Here is a 19,485-nt window from a genome sequence, read left to right on the forward strand (position 1 = left end):
CCAGAAGGTGCCCTTCGTCATCAGCCATTGAACTGGGCTGGCATCGCGGCGCCATCTGAGTGGGACGCTCCTACGAGGATCACCAGGCGTGAGTCGTCAGCGCCGCCAGGCGTAGCTTGACGGCGCGCTAGGCCAGGGGATCGTCCAGAAGCTCGGCTTCATGCTCGGCGGTGGCTACCGCTTCGCCATCGATGACGAACATCCCGTCCTCGACGCGACCGTTCTTCAGGGCTTCGGCCAACATCAGCAGCTCGGCGCGGGACAAACCGTCCAGGACCGACGTCTGGAGATGTTCGATCTTCTGGATGTGCAGCCCGTTCAGGCGGTTTGCCTCCGTCATGGCGTTCACCACGATCCGTCGATCACGGGCGAAGTGCGCCTCGTGAATCACCTCAGCCAGGACGGAAAGCGACCAGCGCCGCGCTTGCTCAGGGCTCGCCGTCGCCAGGTCGATGCGGGGAAGGGGCCGCGGCGGATCCACAGGCTCGCTGGAAGGCAAATGCGGTGCTGCAGCCACTACCACCGCCCGAGGCGCCGGCGCGGCCGCTGGAGCGGCCCAGGGGCCCGTTGCTGGCGGCCCCAGATGCGCGGGCGCGCTGCCCACCAGGGCGGCCGGCGCGACCCCGCCGGTCAGCTCCAGCACCCGGGACATGACATCCGGGCGGGCGGCGATCTTGTGCGCCTTCACCGCCGCCGTTGTGGCGCTGTAGCCGCTCATGCGGCAGGCCTGGGCGCGGGTCATGCCGGCGGCCAGGAGGTGGGCGAGGCGTTCGGTGCGGGCATCGGTCAAGGTGGGCATGCTGCCCTCCAGTAAGGCGGTATCAGGATACCGCATTCAAGAAAGCCCGTCACGGCTTGGGTTAGAACGGTGAGTTAGAAAGTTAGAACGCAGTTTGGCCGCGGTTAGATGGCTCTAACCGCACTAACCGGTGCATCGGCGATGCGCGGCTGCAGCCTGCAGTTTGCGGCAATCCGCCCTTTCGGAGACTACCCACCGAGGATCCGGCGATGCGATGCGCACGCGCGAGACTGGATCACCTGCCTGATCCGTTCGGTGTCGACGTTTCGCCGGACCTTGCCAGTGCGATCCCCGACCAGCGTTGGAGGAGATCGCCATCCGGCGGGCGCGGCCGCTGGAACCGAGTTGCACCCTCACCGGCCACAGCGCGCTGCGGGCACGCCCCGCTCTGTGTGAGACGCTGCCGCTTCATCGATGGATCATAGGCGGGCTTCTCGACAGTCCCGCATCCGGCCCGGTCCGTGTCGCAGTGTTGACCGCCGGTGAGGCCGAAATTCGTTCTGAGGCCGCGGTGAGGCCACGCCCATTTACTGCTATCGGCCTCAGCGAAACGAGCCAAGGATCTAGTGTTCAGCCAAACTGAGGCCGTGAGGCAGGGAATATACTACGCATAAAGACCGTGGGTGTTGTGCGCATGCCGCGGGGGGGGGCGTGCGATGAGCTCGTGAGCGGCGCGGACAGTGCGTGCAGGTGTTGAAAAATCGACTTTGTGCCGGCCTCAGCCTCAACCGAGGCTCAAACCCGCAGAAAACCTGGCTTCCAGCAACCAAGCGATGCGGCCTCAAGGCCGGCAAGATTGTGCCTCAACCTGGAGCACGGACGCGAAATCTCCGCCTTTTGACCTGCGGGCTGTAGTCGAGGGCCTGTGGGTATCGGTGTCTGTGCCGCGGTGCTCGGGCCTACAAGGAGGTTTCCACCTCGTCCTTGGTACCGACGTTGGCCGGAGAGCCATAGATTGCCCCGCAGTCCCGCTGCTCCATCAGCCACCGGCGAAATCGGCCGCCCTTCTTCACACCGAGCTTTTCCTCGGCCAGCGCGGCCTGCTTCCGAACCTGAAGTCCCGCCTGGGACAGCCAGACGCGTTCGTCGAAAGCAAAGCCCAACGCCCCACCACCGCGGAACTTCAGCCGTGCGATGTCCCATCCAAGTGCCACCAGCGCGCGCTTGGCGTTCGCGAGCGAGAAATGGTCCCTCATCGGGTCCAAACCCAATTCCATCACCATATCGAGCACCTTCGAGCACGGAAGAACCGACAAGGCCATGGTTCTCGGGCGCCAACTCGTGATCCGGCCCGCCGATGAAACCGTCGGCACTTCGGACACCCAGCGCCGCACGGCCTCCTCCAGGCCGGATTTTACACGCCGCGCCTCTGCTGATGCGGACAGAGCATCCCGCAATTCGGCGGCACAGCTATCGTCCTCCGCATACTGCTCAACCCAATATTGTTCACCGGTGCGATAGCGCGCGACTGCCTCTGCCCAGAGCTGGTCCACCTCCTGGGCCAACACATCAGTGTCAATCCGGTCCACGCCGACCACGATGAATCGCCTTGAACCAGTCGTGTCCGCGAGAAACCCGCCGCCATCGTCGTTGACGGTGCAGACCAGGATGCCTCGCCTGGCCATCAGACCCGGCAGACGCGCATAGGGAACGCGGATCCTATCGTGCGGCGTGGTGATGAACTGCTTGATCGCCGTGACATCCGACCGCTTCAGGGACGCACCCTCGGAGATATCGGTGATCCACGCCTGGTGCATGTTCAGGATGTTGTCCTTGTCTGAAAGGTTCCCCGTGACGCTTTCCGTGTGCCAACGGGGGCTTCGGGCCAGGATGCGGATTGCGGCCGACTTGCGCCCACCCTGCGGACCGGCGAGGACCATCACCGTGTCAAGGCGCGCGGCTTCCATGGCTGAGCTCTCCACTGGAACGAGCGCGCGTGCCACGGCACCGATCATCGTCATGGACAGCGCTTTCTCACCGACCGGACCGTCTTCCGCACCGCCGTGCCGGATCAGCCAACCATTCAGCCTCGGCACGCCGTCCCAAACCTTCCGTTTCTCCAATCGATGGAGATAGAGCGCAACGGGATCGATGATCGTCCCATTGGCAATCCAGCGTACCGCTTCGAGCATCACCTCCTGCGACACCATGACCTCGTGCCGCTGCGCCCACCCGACGGCAGAGTTCGTGATGTCGTCCGACCAAACCCAGACCGGCAGGCGCGTCAAAGGCTCGATGAAGTTTGGCTTCAGCTTTTCAAGTCGCAGCGCCTGCCACGCCTCACTGCCGGGCCGAATGCCTGACAGCAAAATATCTCCCGTGCGGATGTCACGGATGAGGCGAGGGCCGCCCTTGCCAGGGCCGAGCCGCAGCCCGTTCACAAGCGCATTGACGGCGTTGTGCTGGTTTGACCTCCGCTGCCTCGGTCCAGTAGCGAGCCAGTTCACCAGCGGCAGATCATCGGGCTCAGGATCGTGGCTATCCCAGGCTTCAGCCGCTGCGCCGATAGGGGCTGGCTCCGCTTCGCAGGCGCTTGGGGGGCAGACAGGGTGCTCGCCCATGATGCCTCGGCGAGCTTCCTCAGACCTGTTGCGCTCCACGGCCAACACGCTCCGAAGGCGTTCAGCGTCGGGCCCTGCCGCTGCCCAGAACGCGGCAAGCGCATCGACGAGGCCAACCACCAGGCCGTCCCGCTCGAGCCCCGACAAGACTGCATCCTCGGCCTCGATCAGCGTCATGATCGCATTCAGGTCCACCCTGTCGCCTGACGTGCCGAGGCCGTTGTGCGGCGCGCGATCCTTCAGCGTGCGCGTCAGACCAAGCAGGTTCTCGACGACGTGCTGTCCAACCTCCCATCCAAAGATGTCGCGCCGCGTGACGCCACTGCCTGACAAGGCCTCATCGACCGCCGCTGGCGTCGCGCTCGGCAGCAGGCGACAGAACATCGGTCCGGTCGCACAGCCAACAGCATCGACGATTTCGAACCTGGTCAGTTCAGCGCCGCGCGTCGCGGCGAGCAGCTCCACGGCATCCTCTGCCCGGCGGCGCACGTCCTCCGCTGACCAGCCCAGCTCGAAGCGCTGCCCACCATGCGCGTGTGAGAAGATCGACGGACATCGACCGTTGCCGCCGTCCATCACCGCCACGTTGGCGGCTGCGCCGCGATAGTCAGGCTCGATCGGGTCGAGCATGGTGACGCGCCACCCATCGCCATGCTTGCGGAAGAATTCATCCAGGTCGGCAAGCACGTCCGCCACGCGCATGGCGTTGCCATGGTCCAGCCAGATCAACGCCTCGCCATCGAGCTCCTGGCGTTCCCAATTCACGAGCCGACGCTCGGCCTCCGCTGGCGTGGCACCCCGTGCCAGCAGTCGCTGCCGGTGCGGCTCACGGTGAGCGTCTTTCAGCTGACGGATCTTGTGGGCGTGCATCTCCCGAAACTCGCGCTCGATTTCATTGAAGCGGGCTTCCTCCGCCTTTGTCAGGGCAGGTGGCATCATCGTCTCGAGGTCGAGGCGCCCTTGCCCACGGTGAACCAGCACCGGGTCGCGCGCACCCTCGCGCTGTTCCAGCCCCGCGCCCAGCGCTGCGGGGCCGCTGTACCACAGGCGTTCACCTCTACCCGACGCGGCCAGGTCGAACAGCGAGCGCACCTCGGCACGGCCAGCTTCACTGACGAACAGCCAACCCCACCCGGCTAGGACCAAATGCTGGTGCAGGCGCAGGAAGAACTTGAGCGTGCCGACGTTACCGACACCGGAATCATTGCAGATCATCCAGACGTGCAGCGAGCGGCTGTCACGCAGCAACTCCTTCGTGTCAGCATTCAGAATGCCGCAGGATGACGACGGCACGCCCAGCATCTCGACCGACCGCAGCGCGGGCCACACTGCCGTCGCTGCCGCGATCACGCCGCCGGCGGCATCCAAACGCGCGCGATAGGCGTCATCCAGATAGCCTGCATCGTGATCTCCACCCACCAGCGCGGGGGCACCAGCGACATAGGCCATATCGGCCTTTGTGCGCGTCACGAACTTCGTCGGGGGGACCGCAGCCTTCTCGATCCTGTCGGCGATGTCGGCCATCGCTGCCTTGGTCCTGATCCACGCTTCTTCGCCCACCCCCGGCTTCACGATGCGGCCGGCGACGATCAGGTCACTTTCGTTCAGGTCAGCGAGGATCGGCGGGAGATCTGCGAGGCCGGCGATGCGTGTCCTGATGGCCTTGCCGCTCGAAAGCCTGGCGGCCGGCTCCTGCCACAAGGAGCCGCTGGCGGTCAGCGTGTACGCCTTGCTCTGCCTGATCCTAGTACGAATGACGATGAACTCGACCGCTTGAGACCTGCGGGTCGCGCCGCCGGCCGAGGCTTCAGTAGGAACGGCGCCGTCCAGTCGCGGCGAATGAGGGGCGTTCTGCAAAGTCTTACGGACCATGGGAATGCCCTTTCGGCTGGTTCGAGCGCGGAAGTTTCCTCGCTACTGGCACAACCATCACGTCCGAGCTGGCTGTCCGGTGCCGAGACGAGGGGATCTCGCTGGCTGGCTGGATGAAGGGGGGGGCGATCACCCCGTGCGTCACTTCGCGCGTTCAGCCATCAGTGCGGTGAGCACTGCCTGGTAATGTTTCGGCGCAAGGGTGCTGATGTTCCGCGCGCCTTCGCCATAGTCGGCCAGAACCTGGGCCAACATCCGCATACCGACCGGCGACTCAGCCACGAGCGCCTTGGCGACATCGCGCAGCTTTTCCAGGCGGACGCGGCACTCCGCGATGAATTCGACCGTGGCGCTGTCCTCGACGAGGGTGATCCCGTCGTGTTTGCGCCCCAGCCATGCATCAAGAGCGAGTTCGTCACTGTCGAACCACTCGCGGACCTTCTGCATGACGTGATCGGGAACCCGGTCTTCGTCGGTGAGTGCGTGGGCCTCTCGCAGCGCCATAAGCCAACCGAGGGCGAACCACGCGGCGCGTGACCACGGGTCGTCAGAGGAAGTCAGATCATGAAGGACGAGGATCGCTGCGGAGAAAGGATCCATCCCGCCTACCACCTTCTCAAGACACCCTTGCAGCGGTGGGCTGATGCTATGGACCGCGAACCACAACACGTCGGACGGGGCCTGCTGCACGATCTCCCAGCTTGATCCTTCTATGGCCATGCCAAACTCTACGAGGTGCAGTAGCGCGCCGCGCCACTGTTCGAAACCGTTCTCGTCGCGGGCGAGGGTAGGCACGGGGCCGATGTGCACGATGTCGGCGCTCACGACACGGCCCTCTCAGCAAAGATTTCGCATACCTCGGGTAGCCACACCCGTGCCTCATCTCTTGAGAGCCAGCTAACTTCCTCGGTGCGCAGGTCATCCACAAATCCAGCCGCGCCCCAAACGATCGCGGAAGAGAGATTCAATGATGGAATCCGTTCAAGCGCTTCACGCATGTCTTCGATGGTCGAATCTTCTTCCCAGCCCAAACACTCGACGGCCAGGTTAAGCAGCCGTAGGGTCGTAGGCGGGTACATGTCCCACAAGGCCTCGCGGGCATCCCGCGACAGGCCCGGAAGGCCGTTCAGAATGAGCTCACGGACTGCTCCGATAACGTTCTGGACCCTCACCGCATAGTCGGTGCGGTCGTCACTGATATCGCTCATGATGCTTCCCTCCGGTTTGCGGTTTGTGCGGCACGAACCATTCGTCCGTTCTGAACAGCGGCGTGGATTTCTGCCTCACGTGCGGCGATGCCATCGATCACCACGCGGTGCAGGTCGGCGTAGACGATCAGGGAGCGTCGCCCGACGCGCGAGACCCGCAGGCGCCCCGCGGCGACAAGGTCGTAGATCGCCGTCCGCGGGATGCCGGTCCTGGCCGTAGCGCCAGGGACGGTGACGGTGATCGGCGCGTCGGCTGCGTCGGGCGGGGGCAGGCCCGCAAGGGCCTGCTGCGCGGCGGAGGCGCAAAGGGATTGCCTGCGGGTCATGAGACCACCCCCTTAGCTTCGAGCAACGACCCCTGACGATGATCGCGGCGCGGTTCGGGTTGCAGGAGCCGCCGTTCGCGATGCTGGCGCTCGAGTTCGACCCAGAGGGTGACGTCACCCTCGCGCCAGAAGCGCATGCGGGTCGCGGCGTCGCGTGCCGGCTTCGGGAATGGATTGTCATTAGCCGCACGAGCCAGGAGGCGATCCAGGCTCGTGTTCGATCCCACCACGCGGCGCTCAACAAGGTTGGTGGCGCTTAACCAGCCCGTCGGCATCAGCGCGATGCGGCGGCGGTACTGGGCCTCCGGGACCGCGCTCTGGGGGAAAGGGGTATCGGAAGGGCGGGGCACGTTGGGTCTCCAGCGAGGTGATGCTGGAGGGACATTGGCGGGCTACTGCGGCCCGATCGACAGCGCTGCCACCTTTGTTATTCAGCGTGGCGCTTACCGCGCGACGACCGGCGGTTGCCGGGCTTCCGCTTCACCGCGTCGCCAAAGATCCGCCTGTCCTCTTCCTCGAAGACGTCCGCCAGCCGCTGTACCCACATGCGGATCGTGGCGGGGCTGACATTCGCTTCAGCCGCAATGGCATTAATAATCCGACTTCCGTATGGCGCCGTCCCAGGGACAAAGATTGGCGAATTGCGGTTGACCGCCGAAGGATCGGAATTGGACGGTGCCCATTCCGAAGTGTGAATTCGGCGGCGACCCTCGGCTCGTGCCTTCGCATACGCGGCGTCGTACGCGCGCTGCACACTGGGGATGTAACGGCTGTTTGGCGACCGATGGCTGAGAACGGCCGCCTGCACCGACGGAGGCATCCACGCCAGGGCTTTCGCGTGGCCCGGACACTCGACACCAGCCGTCAGCCAGCGAGCCAACTGGGTCGCGGTTCTCGCCATAATGGCCCAGTGCTGGCGCTCATCGTCATCTGCGGGACGCGCACGCGAAACGGAACGCTTCATGGCAAACCTCCCATCGGTCAGATGTCGCGGCTCCCCGGCAGGCCAGCGTTGGACTTGCGTTGGTTGACATGCGGCAGCGACCGCATCGATTGCTTAGACGGCGCCGCCTCGATGAAGGCGCACCAGCGGTCGATGACCTCGCGGCGCCGATCCAGCAGGTCGGTGCGGGCATAGGCCTGCTCGACCGCGCTGCCGATCTTGTGGGCAAGGGACATCTCGGCAAGTTCGCGCGGCACAGCGTGATCGCCGCACCACGAGCGGAAGGAGGTGCGGAAGCCGTGAGGGGTGATCCGAGTCTTGTCCTCATCCACCCAACCCAGCCCGCCGCGCTTGGTGGCAAGATCCTGCATTCGCAGGACCACAGCGAGCAGGGACATGTCGCTGTACGGCGCGCCCTTCGGATTCGGGAATACCAGCCCACGCGCCGGCTTGTTCCCATCGTCTGGCAGCTGGCTGGTCAGCAACGCGATAGCAGCCGGCGCAAGCGGGATCCGGTGCGCCGCTCGCGCCTTCATGCGTGCAGCCGAAATCTTCCACACGCCAGCCTGGAGATCGATCTCGGACCAGTCCGCTCCGCGCGCCTCGCCGCTGCGGCAGGCCGTGAGGATACAGAGGTGAAGACATGTCGCCGCAACGCCTGGCTGCTGCCGAAGCGCCGTCAGAAAGGCCGGCACGCGCCGCCAGGGCAGGGCAGGGTGGTGCCGCGTCGTGTGGAGGGTGCTCGGCTTCGCCAGAAGTGGGCGGAGGCCGCCCTTCCACGCGGCAGGGTTCGCACCGCTCATCCAGCGCGCCGCGGCGGCGAATTCGAACACCGCCTCCAGGCGCCCGCGCACCTTCTGCGCCAGCACCGGGGTGGTCGTCCAAATCGAGGACAGGGTGTCGCGCACATCCTCGAGGCTGATGCCAGCCACCGGGCGATCGATCAGCGCAGCGGCGTGCTTCTCGATGGAGGCGCGAAATACCGGTTCCGTCTTCGCGTTCTTCCAGGCGCCCGAGTGCGCGGCGAGGTAGCCGGCCAGCGCGGCGCGCAGAGTGCGCTCCTGCGCCACCGCGGCGGCGACCTTGGCACCCTGACGCGCAACCACCGGATCTGCGCCGGTGCGGACCTGTTCCTGGGCAGCCTCAGCACGGCGTCGGGCCTCACCGATGCCCACCTCCGGATAGGTGCCGTGCCCGATCTCACGGACCTTGCCGCCCGGTACACGGAGGCGCTGCGCCCAAGCCCGGGATCCGCTTTCGCGGACCACCAGGTACAGGCCGGTGCCCTTGCCGTCGTGGTGCTTGCCGGGCTCGAGGAAGCCCCTCAGCCGCGCGTCCGTCAGCCCCTGAACTTTCGCCATCCATAGCCCCCGTTTCCCGCCCCCGCGCCGAGGGGGTTGCCCCTCAACCTGAGGGGGTTAAACCCCCTCACACGCGCCGGCTGCAGTCGGATCGAACCGAACAGAATGGGACACCGAGGGGGTGTGGTACAGACGTCAGATACAGCTGAAAAGCCGCTTAGGAAAGCAGTTTCTGGACGGAATGAGACAGAACGGGACGCCAAATCTGTCTGGGTTTAAAGGGCATGTGGCATCCCTAGGGGACGCCAATCTTTTCAAGAGGTTGGCAGGATCTGGCCGGAACCTCTCCAGCGAAATCTCCAACTCTTGGCGGCACGTGTTCGGGCATGCTCGCGCCGTGGGAACCTATGCGGCCGAGCGGCACTGGGCTTGGGGCAGGGGTAACCGCAACGCGTGTGCACCAACATTTCGGACGGACCGCAACGGCGGTAGGGCTCCCAAGGGGGGTTCAGCCCTCGGCCTCGACGGCGGCGCGCTCAGCGTGAGCACGATGCTTCACTTTTTCGATGCGGAAGCGGCATGGTGTCCTCGGTGGATGGAGGCGCCGATGCGAGGACTGCTGATCGTGACCGCGGCGGTGGGGCTGGCGGGGTGTCAGGGGCTCGAGCGGGATGCGAGCCTGACGCGTGGCATGCTGCGGGTGGAACCGCACCCCATCCATGCGGACAGCGTGCGAATCATCACCATCATCTCGCCCGTCGCGCTGGATCCCCTCGGCCGCGGCACGCCGGAGGGCAATCGAAACGTGACGCACTCGGCGCTGGGCGACCGCTGCGCCGACGCGCCGATCATCGAGGAAGGCCGCGTGCGGCTCGCCGGCGACCGCTGGTTTGCGGCACTGCGCGTGATCTGCCCGGCGGCGCGGGGCTGACGACTCGTCCGTACCCTGTGCCGGCTCGGCACGCTTCTTCATCTCGACGGCGCCTGGTGGCCCCTGATCCTGCTGCGAGCAGTGTGGGAAGCAATGGCCCGCCGCGACGCTGCATTGAGGGGTCCTGTCGCCGCGGCATAGGCTGGCCTACGCGCCCCTGCACCCTCCATCGCCACCAAGTCAGCGACATCTGCCCCACGCGCCCCGTCTCGCGCGTTCCTGCACCGTTCAGACGCCACCGTCTCCACCCGGATGGGGATAATGTCACGTTCCGCGCTGCCGTGACCCAATGAGGTGACACGTCGGACATGTCGGTCGCGCGTCATGGGCAAGAGGCGCCGCCGCACCCAGTTTACCAGCTGCGGCGGCCACCTTTCGCAAGGCCGGGGGGCAAAAAGCCTCGCTGGCGCATCATGCATCTAAAAAGTAATCTCAACTAGTATCAAAATACACAAATTGTGTAAAATATTGCTCTCTCTCTAACACTCATCGATGAGCAGCATTCTCTAAGTCCTTGGTAAGGCGGGAGACGCTGGCTGTTGCCTTGGTCGCGGCGCCCCGGCACCACCGTTACATGCCCCGTGTCATCGCCCAGCCGGCTGCTCTCGATCCGACGTGGTCATTCGGGTCCCTTACCTCCGCCTCGCGGCTGTTACGCCGCTCGACTGACAAGCTGAGGCTTGGCAACCTCTCCAGGCGCCGGAAGGAACGGCGCCATTCGGCAACCGCCGCACCGACTGGCCGCCGGAGGGAAACCGCCATCGAAAGGCCCATCGCCGAGCTCGCCGCGGCCATTGATCAGGGGCGGGGCGCCACGCCCGCCGACCTGGTACTGAAAGGCGGGCGCGTTTTCGACTTGGTCACCGGCGCGCTCATGGAGAGTGATGTCGCGGTCTGTGCGGAACGGATCGTTGGCACACAAGGCAGCTATCGTGGCCGGCGTGAGATCGACGTCTCCGGGCTGGTGCTGGTGCCTGGCTTCATCGACACGCACCTGCACATCGAATCCTCACTGGTCACACCCTTCGAGTTCGACCGCGCGGTGGCCCCGCGCGGCGTGACGACGGCAATTTGCGACCCGCACGAGATCGCGAACGTCGCCGGTATCGAGGGCATCCGCTACTTCCTGCAGGCGGCCGAGCGCACCGTGATGGACCTGCGCGTCCAGCTTTCCAGCTGCGTGCCGGCGACACAGTTGGAGACGTCCGGCGCAAGATTGGACGTCGCGGACCTATTGCCGCTGGCACAGCATCCGAAGGTCATCGGGCTGGCCGAGTTCATGGATTATCCTGGAGTATTGCGCCGCGACCCCGGCTGCCTGGCCAAGCTGCACGCGTTTCAGGGGCGGCATATCGATGGCCATGCGCCGCTGCTGCGCGGCCTGGATCTCAACGGCTATCTCGCCGCCGGCATCCGAACCGACCACGAGACAACGAGTGCGGCTGAGGCACTGGAGAAGCTGTCCAAGGGGATGGCGATCCTGGTTCGGGAAGGATCGGTCTCCAAGGATCTGCATGCGCTGGCGCCGCTCATCACGGAGCGGCACTCGCCCTTCCTTGCGCTCTGCACCGATGACCGCAACCCGCTCGATATCGCCGAGCACGGTCACCTGGACTACATGATCCGCACGGCCATCGCGCTGGGCGCGGACCCGCTCGCAGTATACCGGGCCGCCAGCCACTCCGCCGCACGGATCTTCGGTCTCGCGGACCGAGGCCTGATCGCCCCTGGTTGGCGCGCCGACATCGTCGCCATCGACGCGCTGGAGAACTGCCGCGCCCGGCTCGTACTCTGTGGTGGCGTCGTGGCGGACGAGGGCGCCTTCGCCCGGCGCCAGACGATCCCCCCCATCGCCCGCCATAGCGTGCGCGCTCCGCAGGTCTCCGCTGCCGACTTCCGTCGTCCTGCGCCCAGCGGGTCGAGCCCGGTAATCGGCATCATCCCCGGCCGCATCATCACCGAGCGGCTCGAGGCAATACTGCCCGTCGAGGATGGTGTCTCAGTGCCCGACCTTGCCGCCGACCTGGTGAAAGTCGCCATCGTCGAACGGCACGGGGTGAACGGTAACCGGGCGATTGGCTTCGTGAAGGGCTTCGGGTTGCAGCGCGGCGCCATCGCCACGACCGTCTGCCACGACCATCACAACATCGCGGTGGTCGGCACCAACGATTCCGACATGGCGCTGGCCTGCAATCGCCTGGGCGAGATCGAGGGCGGCTTCGTGGTCGCCGCCGACGGCCGCCTGCTGGCGGAGGTGGCGCTGCCGATTGCCGGGCTGATGAGTCTCAAGCCCTTCGAGATCGTGCAGGGGGAACTCTCCATCCTGCGCGCCGCCGCGCATTCGCTTGGGGTGACGCTTGACGAGCCGTTCCTTCAGCTGGCCTTCCTTGCCCTGCCCGTGATCCCGCATCTGAAGATTACCGACCATGGCATGGTGGACGTGGACCGCTTCGTCGTGATCACCTGATCCGCGCTCTCCCGGTCAGGTGGGCTCATGCTGAATGTCTGGTTTCCGCCGAATTCGGCCATTGGATGGTCGGCGGGCAGTGTCTGCTTCGTGGAAGCCAGGCACGCCCCTCGGATGACTGCGTTGGGCACGTCACGGCTGCGAAGGCCCGGTGGGTGATGTCCGGCCGGAGGCAGTACTGCACATTACGCCGCCCGACACGCGCCGCGCGGGAAGGCCGTTGGTCAGGGCGTGCCTGGTGGCATCCCCTACGGCACGCGGATCCCAGCGAAGCGGATGATGCCGTCCGGATTGGGCTCGAAGCCGCTCACGTCCGCGCGCAGGGCCCAGAACCATCGGTGATGGTACAGGAACAGATGCGGGCGGTCTGCCATCCAGAGCGCCGCTGCCTGCCGGTAACCCTCGCGGCGCTCGCCGGAATCGGTGCTGCGGCGCGCAGCGTTCAGCGCCGCATCCACCTCCGAGTTCGCGTATTTCCCCCAGTTCAGGAAGCCGTCGCTGGCGAGCCACATGGCGACATTGCCATGCGGGTCGGGGCGGCCGGACCAAATGGCGATCGCCGCATCGTAGTCGCCGCGCTGCGTCGCCGCGACCATGGTGCTGGCTTCCAGCGTTTCGATGCGGATGTCGAAGCCACCTTCCGCCGCCATCGCCTGGATGATCTGCGCCACTTGGGACTCGACCGGGCTGTTCGGCACCTTCAGGGTGAAGGCGAAGCGCTGATGGCCAGCCTGAAGCAGCAGGGCGCGGGCCCGGGCCGGATCACGCGGCGGCGGCGGCAGATCGGGGAAGTGGAAGGCGGTACCTGGCGCCTCGGGCTGGTTGGTTGGCACGAAGCGGCCTTCCAGCGCGACCTGGTTGATGATGTTGCGGTCGATGCTGCGCTCCAGCGCTTCCCGAACCCGCGGGTCCCGCAAGGCGCCGGTCGCGGTGTTGATGGACATGGTCTGGTAGGCAATGGCCGTTGCTTCCATCACGCGGAGTCGCCGATCGCGTTGGGCATCGGCGACATCGGTGGGCGACAGCCGCTCGATGATGTCGAGCTGCCCCGCGCGCAGGTTCAGCAGCCGCACCGTATTGTCCGGAATCGGCAGGAAGACGAGTCGCTCCGCGTAGATGTTCGCGGCATTCCAGTGGCCTGCGAAGCGCTCCATCTCTATGCGGTCCTGCGGCACCCGGCGGGTCAGGCGGAAGGGACCGGAGCAGATTGGCTCCTCGCGGATGCGCTCGCCGAGCCGCGCGAGGGCGGCAGGCGACATGATCATGCCGGCGCGGTCCGCGAGCACTGAGAGTAGCGGCGCGTAGGGCTCGGAGAGGCGGATGACGACGGTGCGCGAATCTGGCACCTCCACGCCGCTGACCGGCGCGAGCTCGCTCCGCCTCCGCGATTCCCGCGCGCTGCGATAGCGCTCAAGGTTGACGCGCACCGCCTCCGCATCGATGGGCGTGCCGTCGTGGAACCGCGCATCGGTGCGCAGTGTCAGCGTCAAGGAGAGCGCGTCCGACGCCCATTCCCAGTGGGTCGCAAGTTCCGGCCGGAAGGTGAGGTCCGGGCCGATATCCACGAGCTTGTCGCAGAGCGCGGAGAAGACCACGCGCTCCACGAAGGAGCCACTGACCGCCGGGTCCAGCACGTTGGGGTCGGCGCCGATGCCGAGGCGCAGCGTCTGTGCCGCGCCGGGCGGCGCGAGGCTGAACAGGAGGAGGGAGGCCAAGGCTGCGAATGCGCGCATGCGGGAATTCCCTACCAGTCTTCACTATCATCCGCGGCGGGGCGCTGAGCAGCAAGTGGTGGCACTGATCGTGACCGGTTCGCGCCGTGTCCATCTTGCTCCGCAACAGGCGGTGCCCCGCAACGCACCCGCCTGCTGACACCGTGCATCGCATCTGTTCAGCACCGCCCAACGACCGTTGGTCGGCGTTGAACAGGTCTCAGCTGAGCGGATGACTAGATCCGCGGCCGCGGCAGGCGGTTCAATCAGCCGCCTGCAGCTTGTCTTGTGTGCTTGTGTCGAAGTCGCTGGCGTCGTGGCGCTCCCGAAGCTGACTGGCCGGATCACCCTGCACGCGATTGACCATACGCCCCCGCCGAGCGGCAGGTCGTTCGGCTATCCGATCTGCCCATCGCTGGACATGCCGGTACGACTGCACGTCGAGGAATTCGGCCGCTCCATAGAGCCAGCCTTTCACCAGCCCGCCGTACCAGGGCCAGATCGCCATGTCGGCGATGGTGTAGTCCGGACCCGCGACGTATTCGCACTCGCCCAGGCGCCGATCGAGCACATCGAGCTGACGCTTAACTTCCATCGTGAATCGATCAATCGGGTATTCCATCTTGGTGGGCGCATAGGCGTAGAAATGCCCGAAGCCGCCGCCGAGGTACGGGGCACTTCCCATCTGCCAGAACAGCCATGACAAGCACTCTGCGCGGGCGGCAGGGTCCTTGGGCAGAAATGCACCGAACTTCTCGGCCAGGTAGACGAGGATGGCGCCGGACTCGAACACCCGGATCGGTGCCGTTCCGCTGCGATCGACGAGCGCAGGAATCTTCGAGTTCGGATTGATGGAAACGAAGCCGCTGCCGAACTGATCGCCCTCACCGATGCGGATGAGCCACGCGTCGTATTCGGCACCACGGTGACCAAGGGCCAGCAGTTCCTCGAGCATCACTGTCACCTTCACGCCGTTCGGCGTTGCCAGCGAATAGAGCTGCAGAGGGTGGCGACCGACGGGTAGCTCCTTGTCATGGGTCGGCCCCGCGACGGGGCGATTGATGTTGGCGAACCGGCCGCCATTGGCCTTGTTCCAGGTCCAGACGCTGGGTGGCGCGTAGTCCGGGTTCGTACTCATCCGCTCACTCCGGTGGTTGATGATGCTCAAGTGGGGGTGCCAGGACGAGGTGCCAGGGCACGGCCTCATCTTGGGACAACGGCCGCGGGGGAACGGAGTGCGCATTGGCATGCAGGCCTGCAACTTTCGCATGGCCTCCGACGCTTGTTATCGCAGAGGAGACGTCCAATGACCCTTCTGCTGATCATCGTGCTGCTGCTTCTGCTCTTCGGGGGTGGCGGCTATTACGGGTACCGGTCCGGCTACTATGGCGGTGGAGGCTTCGGAGGGCTTCTCGGCCTGCTCTTGATCATACTCGTGCTCTACCTGATCTTTGGCGGGGCGATCGTAGCTGGGCCAGTGCCGTAGCCGCGCTTGGCCGTTGGCGGCGGGTGAGGCCGAGGCCTGCGAGGAAGCCGCGGACGGTGTGCTGCTGCCAACCGGTGGCCTCGATGACCTGGGCGACGGTGGCGCCTTCAGCGGGGCCGCGCGGTGCCCTCCGCGTACATCTCCGTTCGCTCCGAAGCACCGCGAAGCCAAGCGAGGGTTGCGATCATCCTGTTGCATTCTGCAGCCATCGTGGAAACCGGCATCATCGGCTTCGATGCGCAGATCGAGGTCGAGGAGCTCAGGCTCAGACCGGGGGGGCCAGGGGACAGGGTCATTCAGCGTCACGCGACGCCTGGCAAGCAGGCGCAGCACCACTGGGTCCGCCTTCCTCGGCGATCGAGCCGGGGTTCGGCCCCCGTGCTGGCGACGCCATCGAAATGCACGAGCATGTCACGCGCGAACATGGGCTTCCGCAGGTGCGACTCTTCCGCTGCTGACATGGTCAGCCGGACAGCTGCGAGACCATCCCGCGCGCGGCGATGGAGATGGCTTCCTCCAGCACCTCGGGATCGCCAATCTGGTTGGCAAGAAGGAGGATCAGGCGTGCCGTGAATGCGCGCGTCTGTACTTCGTCCAGGCCACGCAGTCGTTCCATCAACGACGCCAGGAAGGCGTCCGGCGCGCGAAGGCGTGGATCAAGTTCAAGGTGGCTCATGCTGTGCGCCCTGCGGCTGGGATGTCATTGCCTGCCATGCGCGCCAGCGCGACATCGGCGAAGCCGGCGTCAAAGTGACGTCGGCGTGCGGCCACGTGCTGGTCGGGCCGGATCAGATAGAAACTACCGGGCGTGGCCTCGTAGCGCTCCGCGATCAGGCTTTCGACGTCGATGACGGCAGGGATCCCGGCGGCAGCGATCACCGCCGCCGCCGCCGGATCAGCCGCGATGTTCAGTACGCGCGTCGGGACGACCTGGCGCGCGGCCCAGGATCGCACTGCCGTGGCGTCACTGCCGAAGGTCAGCGCGACGACGTCGAAGCCGAGTTGTTCCAACAGCCAGGCAGGCTTGCCGTCTCGCAGCACTGGCGCGTCGGCACATGGTGCACCTGGCACCATGGCTCCCGAGAAGCCCTCGTTCGCAAGATCGGGCGTGGAGAGTGGCGAATCACGATACGTGCACGGGGTCGACAGCCGCCCACTGTTGATCAGTGGCCGGGCGAAGGCATGCTCGCGCGCCAGGTCCAGCACCGCGTCGCGCAATGCGCGGGCCATCGGCGTCTTTGGCGTGATGAAGTCCGTCGATCGCGTGGAATTCAGGATGTTCTCGTCGGCCGCCTGCACGCGCTCGCGGTCATAGCTCTCAAGCAGGCTGGCAGGTGCCTTCCCCTGAAGCACCAGGCGTAGCTTCCAAGCGAGGTTGTCAATGTCCTGCACGCCGCCGTTTGCGCCACGCGCGCCGAAGGGTGAGACCAGATGTGCCGCGTCGCCGATGAAGATCACGCGCCCATGCAGGAAGCGATCCAGGCGGCGGCACTGGAACGTATAGACGCTGACCCATTCCAACTCGAAGGGGCGGTCGGGTCCGAGCATCGCCCGGAGGCGAGGGATCACGCGATCCGGCTTCGTCTCCTCCTCCGGATCGGCATCCCGGCCCAGTTGCAGATCAACGCGCCAGACGTTGTCGGCCTGCTTGTGCAGCAGCGCGGACTGGTTGCGGTGGAACGGTGGATCAAACCAGAACCAGCGCTCAGCCGGAAAGTCACCCTGCATTACGACATCGGCGATAAGGAAGCGGTCGTGAAAGACCTGTCCCCTGAACTCCAGCCCCATCTGTCTGCCGATATTGCTGCGTGCGCCATCGGCAGCAATCAACCAGTCGGCTTCGATGGCGTAGATACCGTCGGGCGTCTCCACCTGCAGCGTTGATCCCGTAGGGTCGGATGTGATCGACAGCACCTTGTTGTTCCAGCGCAGGTCGATGTTGGGCAGGGTGGCCGCGCGCGCGACCAGGTATTCCTCGAGGTAGTACTGCTGCAAATTCACGAAGGCGGGCAGCTTGTGACCGCCTTCGGGCAGTAGATTGAACTCGTAGACCTGATCGTCGCGACTAAAGACCTTGCCGCGTTGCCAGCCGACCCCCTTCGCGACAACGCGGTCGGCGACAGCCAACCGATCCCAGATCTCCAGAGCGCGCTTCGCGTAGCAGACGGCACGCGAGCCAACGCTGACCGTGTCGTCCTGGTCGAGCACCACCACCGCGATGTCCTGCATCGCGAGGTCGATGGCGAGTGATAGCCCGACCGGCCCCGCGCCAACGATCACCACCCGATGACGAACGCGCGAACTCGAGTCCTGGTCCGGTGATCGGTGGTAGCCGAAGCGCGGGTAGACGTAGGTCGAGTGCATCTGGCGCTCTCCAGGCTGCCCACATTCGTATCGCGATCCGCGGCGCGCCGCCGTGCGGCGAGAAGATGCCGAGCGGCAGGTTCCGGATCAGCAGATCCGGGTGGCCGTTGGCCGAGGCCAGCGAGCCTCGCAACGAGACATCGTGCGCGCGGTCGCGCAGCATCCGTCAGATCTCGCGCCGGGACGGATCGAATTTGCGCGTCAGCGCGGAGCCATAGCTGCCGTACGAGAGCTCGCGCTCCGGCATTTCCGCGGCGTAGCGCGTGACGCGTTGCACATGACGCGTCTCGAACATGAATGCCATGGTGCCCTCCAGCTTGTGTGGCTTGAGCGTGGCGTTCGAAGCACCCTCGAATGCGTCGCGATCGGGCCCGTGCGGCAGCATCTGATTGTGCAGACTGAAACCTCCTGGCTTGAAGCCCTCGGGTTTCGCGTCGTATTGGCCGTAGATCAGACCCATGAACTCGCTCATGATATTCATGTGGTACCATGGCGGTCGGAAGGTGTTCTCCGACACCATCCAGCGGTCCGGGAAGACCACGAAGTCCACGTTGGCTGTGCCTGGCGTCTCCGACGGTGCGGTGAGCACCGTGAAGATCGAGGGGTCAGCGTGGTCGAACAGGAGCGGGCCCACCGGCGAAAAGCGCCGCAGGTCGTACTTGTAAGGCGCGTAGTTGCCGTGCCAGGCAACGACGTCGAGCGGGCTCCATCCGATCTCGGTCTCCCATAGCGCGCCGGCCCATTTCACCACGAGGCGGTGCGGCCGCTCGACATCTTCATATGCCGCAATCGGCGTCAGGAAGTCGCGTGGGTTGGCGAGGCAGTTTGCGCCGATCGGCCCCCGCTCCGGCAGAGTGAAGGCGCCGCCGTAGTTCTCACAGAGGTAGCCACGCGCCGGACCACCACGCAGGTCCACGGCCAACTTCACGCCGCGCGGGATGACCGCAATCTCGCCGGGCGCGATGTCAATCACGCCAAACTCGGTACGGAGCCGCAGCGCGCCAAGCTGCGGGACCAGCAGCATCTCGGCATCGGCGTTCCAGAACACCTCGTCGACCATTGGCTTGGTGACCAGGTAGATGCTTGCGGCCATGCCGGCCTGGGAAGCGACATCGCCGGCGGTTGTGATGGTGCGGATGCCATCCAGGAAGGTCTGGGGCATTTCGGGCATCGCGACCGGCGCCCAGCGCATCGGTGCGGGCGGCACCACCGCTTCGGCGCAGGGCGCGCTACGCCATAGGCCGGCCTCGGTTGCACGCATGGCGTTCCAATGCGCGACCGTTGGACGGATGCGGTAAAGCCAGCTCCGCTCGTTGGAGGCGCGCGGCGCCGTGAAGGGCGAGCCCGACAGCTGCTCAGCGTAGAGTCCGTAGGCGCAGCGCTGCGGGGAATTTCGTCCGACGGGCAGGGCGCCCGGCAGCGCTTCGGTCTCGAAGCCGTTTCCGAAGCCGGACATGTAGCCCGGCGCGAGCCCAACTTTGGTGGAGATCTCCTGAACGATCGTCATGGCCATCG

17 protein-coding genes are annotated in these 19,485 nt (G+C 65.7%); 3 read left to right on the top strand and 14 right to left on the bottom strand.

Annotated features, from left to right (window positions below; genetic code table 11):
* Nucleotides 1-127: 127 nt before the first annotated feature.
* From AC2YHJ_RS16215 to AC2YHJ_RS16250, 8 genes are all read right to left on the bottom strand, one after another.
* Nucleotides 128-799 carry a hypothetical protein gene (locus AC2YHJ_RS16215; protein ID WP_487397116.1) on the bottom strand — a complete coding sequence of 224 codons (672 nt, stop codon included), beginning with the start codon at nt 797-799 and terminating at the stop codon, nt 128-130.
* Between the two features lie 899 nt (nt 800-1,698).
* Complete coding sequence (locus tag AC2YHJ_RS16220; RefSeq protein WP_487397117.1) at nt 1,699-5,232, bottom strand: VapE domain-containing protein; 3,534 nt, start codon at nt 5,230-5,232, stop codon at nt 1,699-1,701.
* 141 nt (nt 5,233-5,373) lie between these two features.
* Nucleotides 5,374-6,057 carry a hypothetical protein gene (locus tag AC2YHJ_RS16225; protein WP_487397118.1) on the bottom strand — a complete coding sequence of 228 codons (684 nt, stop codon included), beginning with the start codon at nt 6,055-6,057 and terminating at the stop codon, nt 5,374-5,376.
* The gene (locus AC2YHJ_RS16230) at nt 6,054-6,440 is read right to left on the bottom strand and encodes a hypothetical protein (protein ID WP_487397119.1); all 387 of its coding nucleotides are present in this window, start codon (nt 6,438-6,440) and stop codon (nt 6,054-6,056) included. The genes AC2YHJ_RS16225 and AC2YHJ_RS16230 overlap by 4 nt, the downstream gene beginning before the upstream one ends.
* Nucleotides 6,437-6,766: a MerR family transcriptional regulator gene (locus tag AC2YHJ_RS16235; protein ID WP_487397120.1), complete on the bottom strand. Its 330-nt coding sequence runs from the start codon at nt 6,764-6,766 to the stop codon at nt 6,437-6,439. The genes AC2YHJ_RS16230 and AC2YHJ_RS16235 overlap by 4 nt, the downstream gene beginning before the upstream one ends.
* Nucleotides 6,763-7,116, bottom strand: a complete 354-nt coding sequence (locus AC2YHJ_RS16240) for a hypothetical protein (RefSeq protein ID WP_487397121.1) — start codon at nt 7,114-7,116, stop codon at nt 6,763-6,765. The genes AC2YHJ_RS16235 and AC2YHJ_RS16240 overlap by 4 nt, the downstream gene beginning before the upstream one ends.
* A 77-nt stretch (nt 7,117-7,193) precedes the next feature.
* Nucleotides 7,194-7,730, bottom strand: coding sequence for a hypothetical protein (locus tag AC2YHJ_RS16245; RefSeq protein WP_487397122.1), 537 nt, complete (start codon nt 7,728-7,730; stop codon nt 7,194-7,196).
* A 17-nt stretch (nt 7,731-7,747) separates the two neighbouring features.
* Complete coding sequence (locus AC2YHJ_RS16250) at nt 7,748-9,070, bottom strand: tyrosine-type recombinase/integrase (protein ID WP_487397123.1); 1,323 nt, start codon at nt 9,068-9,070, stop codon at nt 7,748-7,750.
* A 547-nt stretch (nt 9,071-9,617) separates the two neighbouring features.
* Between AC2YHJ_RS16250 and AC2YHJ_RS16255 the strand changes: the two genes are divergently transcribed.
* Nucleotides 9,618-9,941, top strand: coding sequence for a hypothetical protein (locus AC2YHJ_RS16255; protein ID WP_487397124.1), 324 nt, complete (start codon nt 9,618-9,620; stop codon nt 9,939-9,941).
* A 574-nt stretch (nt 9,942-10,515) separates the two neighbouring features.
* Nucleotides 10,516-12,408 carry an adenine deaminase gene (ade, locus tag AC2YHJ_RS16260; RefSeq protein ID WP_487397125.1) on the top strand — a complete coding sequence of 631 codons (1,893 nt, stop codon included), beginning with the start codon at nt 10,516-10,518 and terminating at the stop codon, nt 12,406-12,408.
* Between the two features lie 248 nt (nt 12,409-12,656).
* Here ade and AC2YHJ_RS16265 read toward each other — a convergent pair whose 3' ends face one another.
* The gene (locus AC2YHJ_RS16265; protein ID WP_487397126.1) at nt 12,657-14,141 is read right to left on the bottom strand and encodes an ABC transporter substrate-binding protein; all 1,485 of its coding nucleotides are present in this window, start codon (nt 14,139-14,141) and stop codon (nt 12,657-12,659) included.
* Nucleotides 14,142-14,382: 241 nt separating this feature from the next.
* Complete coding sequence (gene yghU / locus AC2YHJ_RS16270; RefSeq protein ID WP_487397127.1) at nt 14,383-15,288, bottom strand: glutathione-dependent disulfide-bond oxidoreductase; 906 nt, start codon at nt 15,286-15,288, stop codon at nt 14,383-14,385.
* A gap of 138 nt (nt 15,289-15,426) precedes the next feature.
* On the opposite strand from yghU, the gene AC2YHJ_RS16275 reads away from it, so the two are divergent.
* Nucleotides 15,427-15,606: a DUF3309 family protein gene (locus tag AC2YHJ_RS16275; RefSeq protein ID WP_487397177.1), complete on the top strand. Its 180-nt coding sequence runs from the start codon at nt 15,427-15,429 to the stop codon at nt 15,604-15,606.
* Here AC2YHJ_RS16275 and AC2YHJ_RS16280 read toward each other — a convergent pair.
* From AC2YHJ_RS16280 to hmgA, 4 genes are all read right to left on the bottom strand, one after another.
* Nucleotides 15,548-15,766, bottom strand: a complete 219-nt coding sequence (locus AC2YHJ_RS16280; protein WP_487397128.1) for a DUF3489 domain-containing protein — start codon at nt 15,764-15,766, stop codon at nt 15,548-15,550. The genes AC2YHJ_RS16275 and AC2YHJ_RS16280 overlap by 59 nt on opposite strands.
* Before the next feature lie 303 nt (nt 15,767-16,069).
* Nucleotides 16,070-16,282, bottom strand: coding sequence for a DUF2783 domain-containing protein (locus AC2YHJ_RS16285; protein WP_487397129.1), 213 nt, complete (start codon nt 16,280-16,282; stop codon nt 16,070-16,072).
* Complete coding sequence (locus tag AC2YHJ_RS16290; protein WP_487397130.1) at nt 16,279-17,970, bottom strand: FAD-dependent oxidoreductase; 1,692 nt, start codon at nt 17,968-17,970, stop codon at nt 16,279-16,281. The genes AC2YHJ_RS16285 and AC2YHJ_RS16290 overlap by 4 nt, the downstream gene beginning before the upstream one ends.
* 166 nt (nt 17,971-18,136) lie before the next feature.
* A complete protein-coding gene (gene hmgA, locus AC2YHJ_RS16295; protein WP_487397131.1) occupies nt 18,137-19,477 on the bottom strand; it encodes a homogentisate 1,2-dioxygenase in 1,341 nt (446 codons plus the stop codon).
* Nucleotides 19,478-19,485: the final 8 nt, after the last annotated feature.

Source organism: Roseomonas sp. SRI_022 (assembly GCF_057586215.1).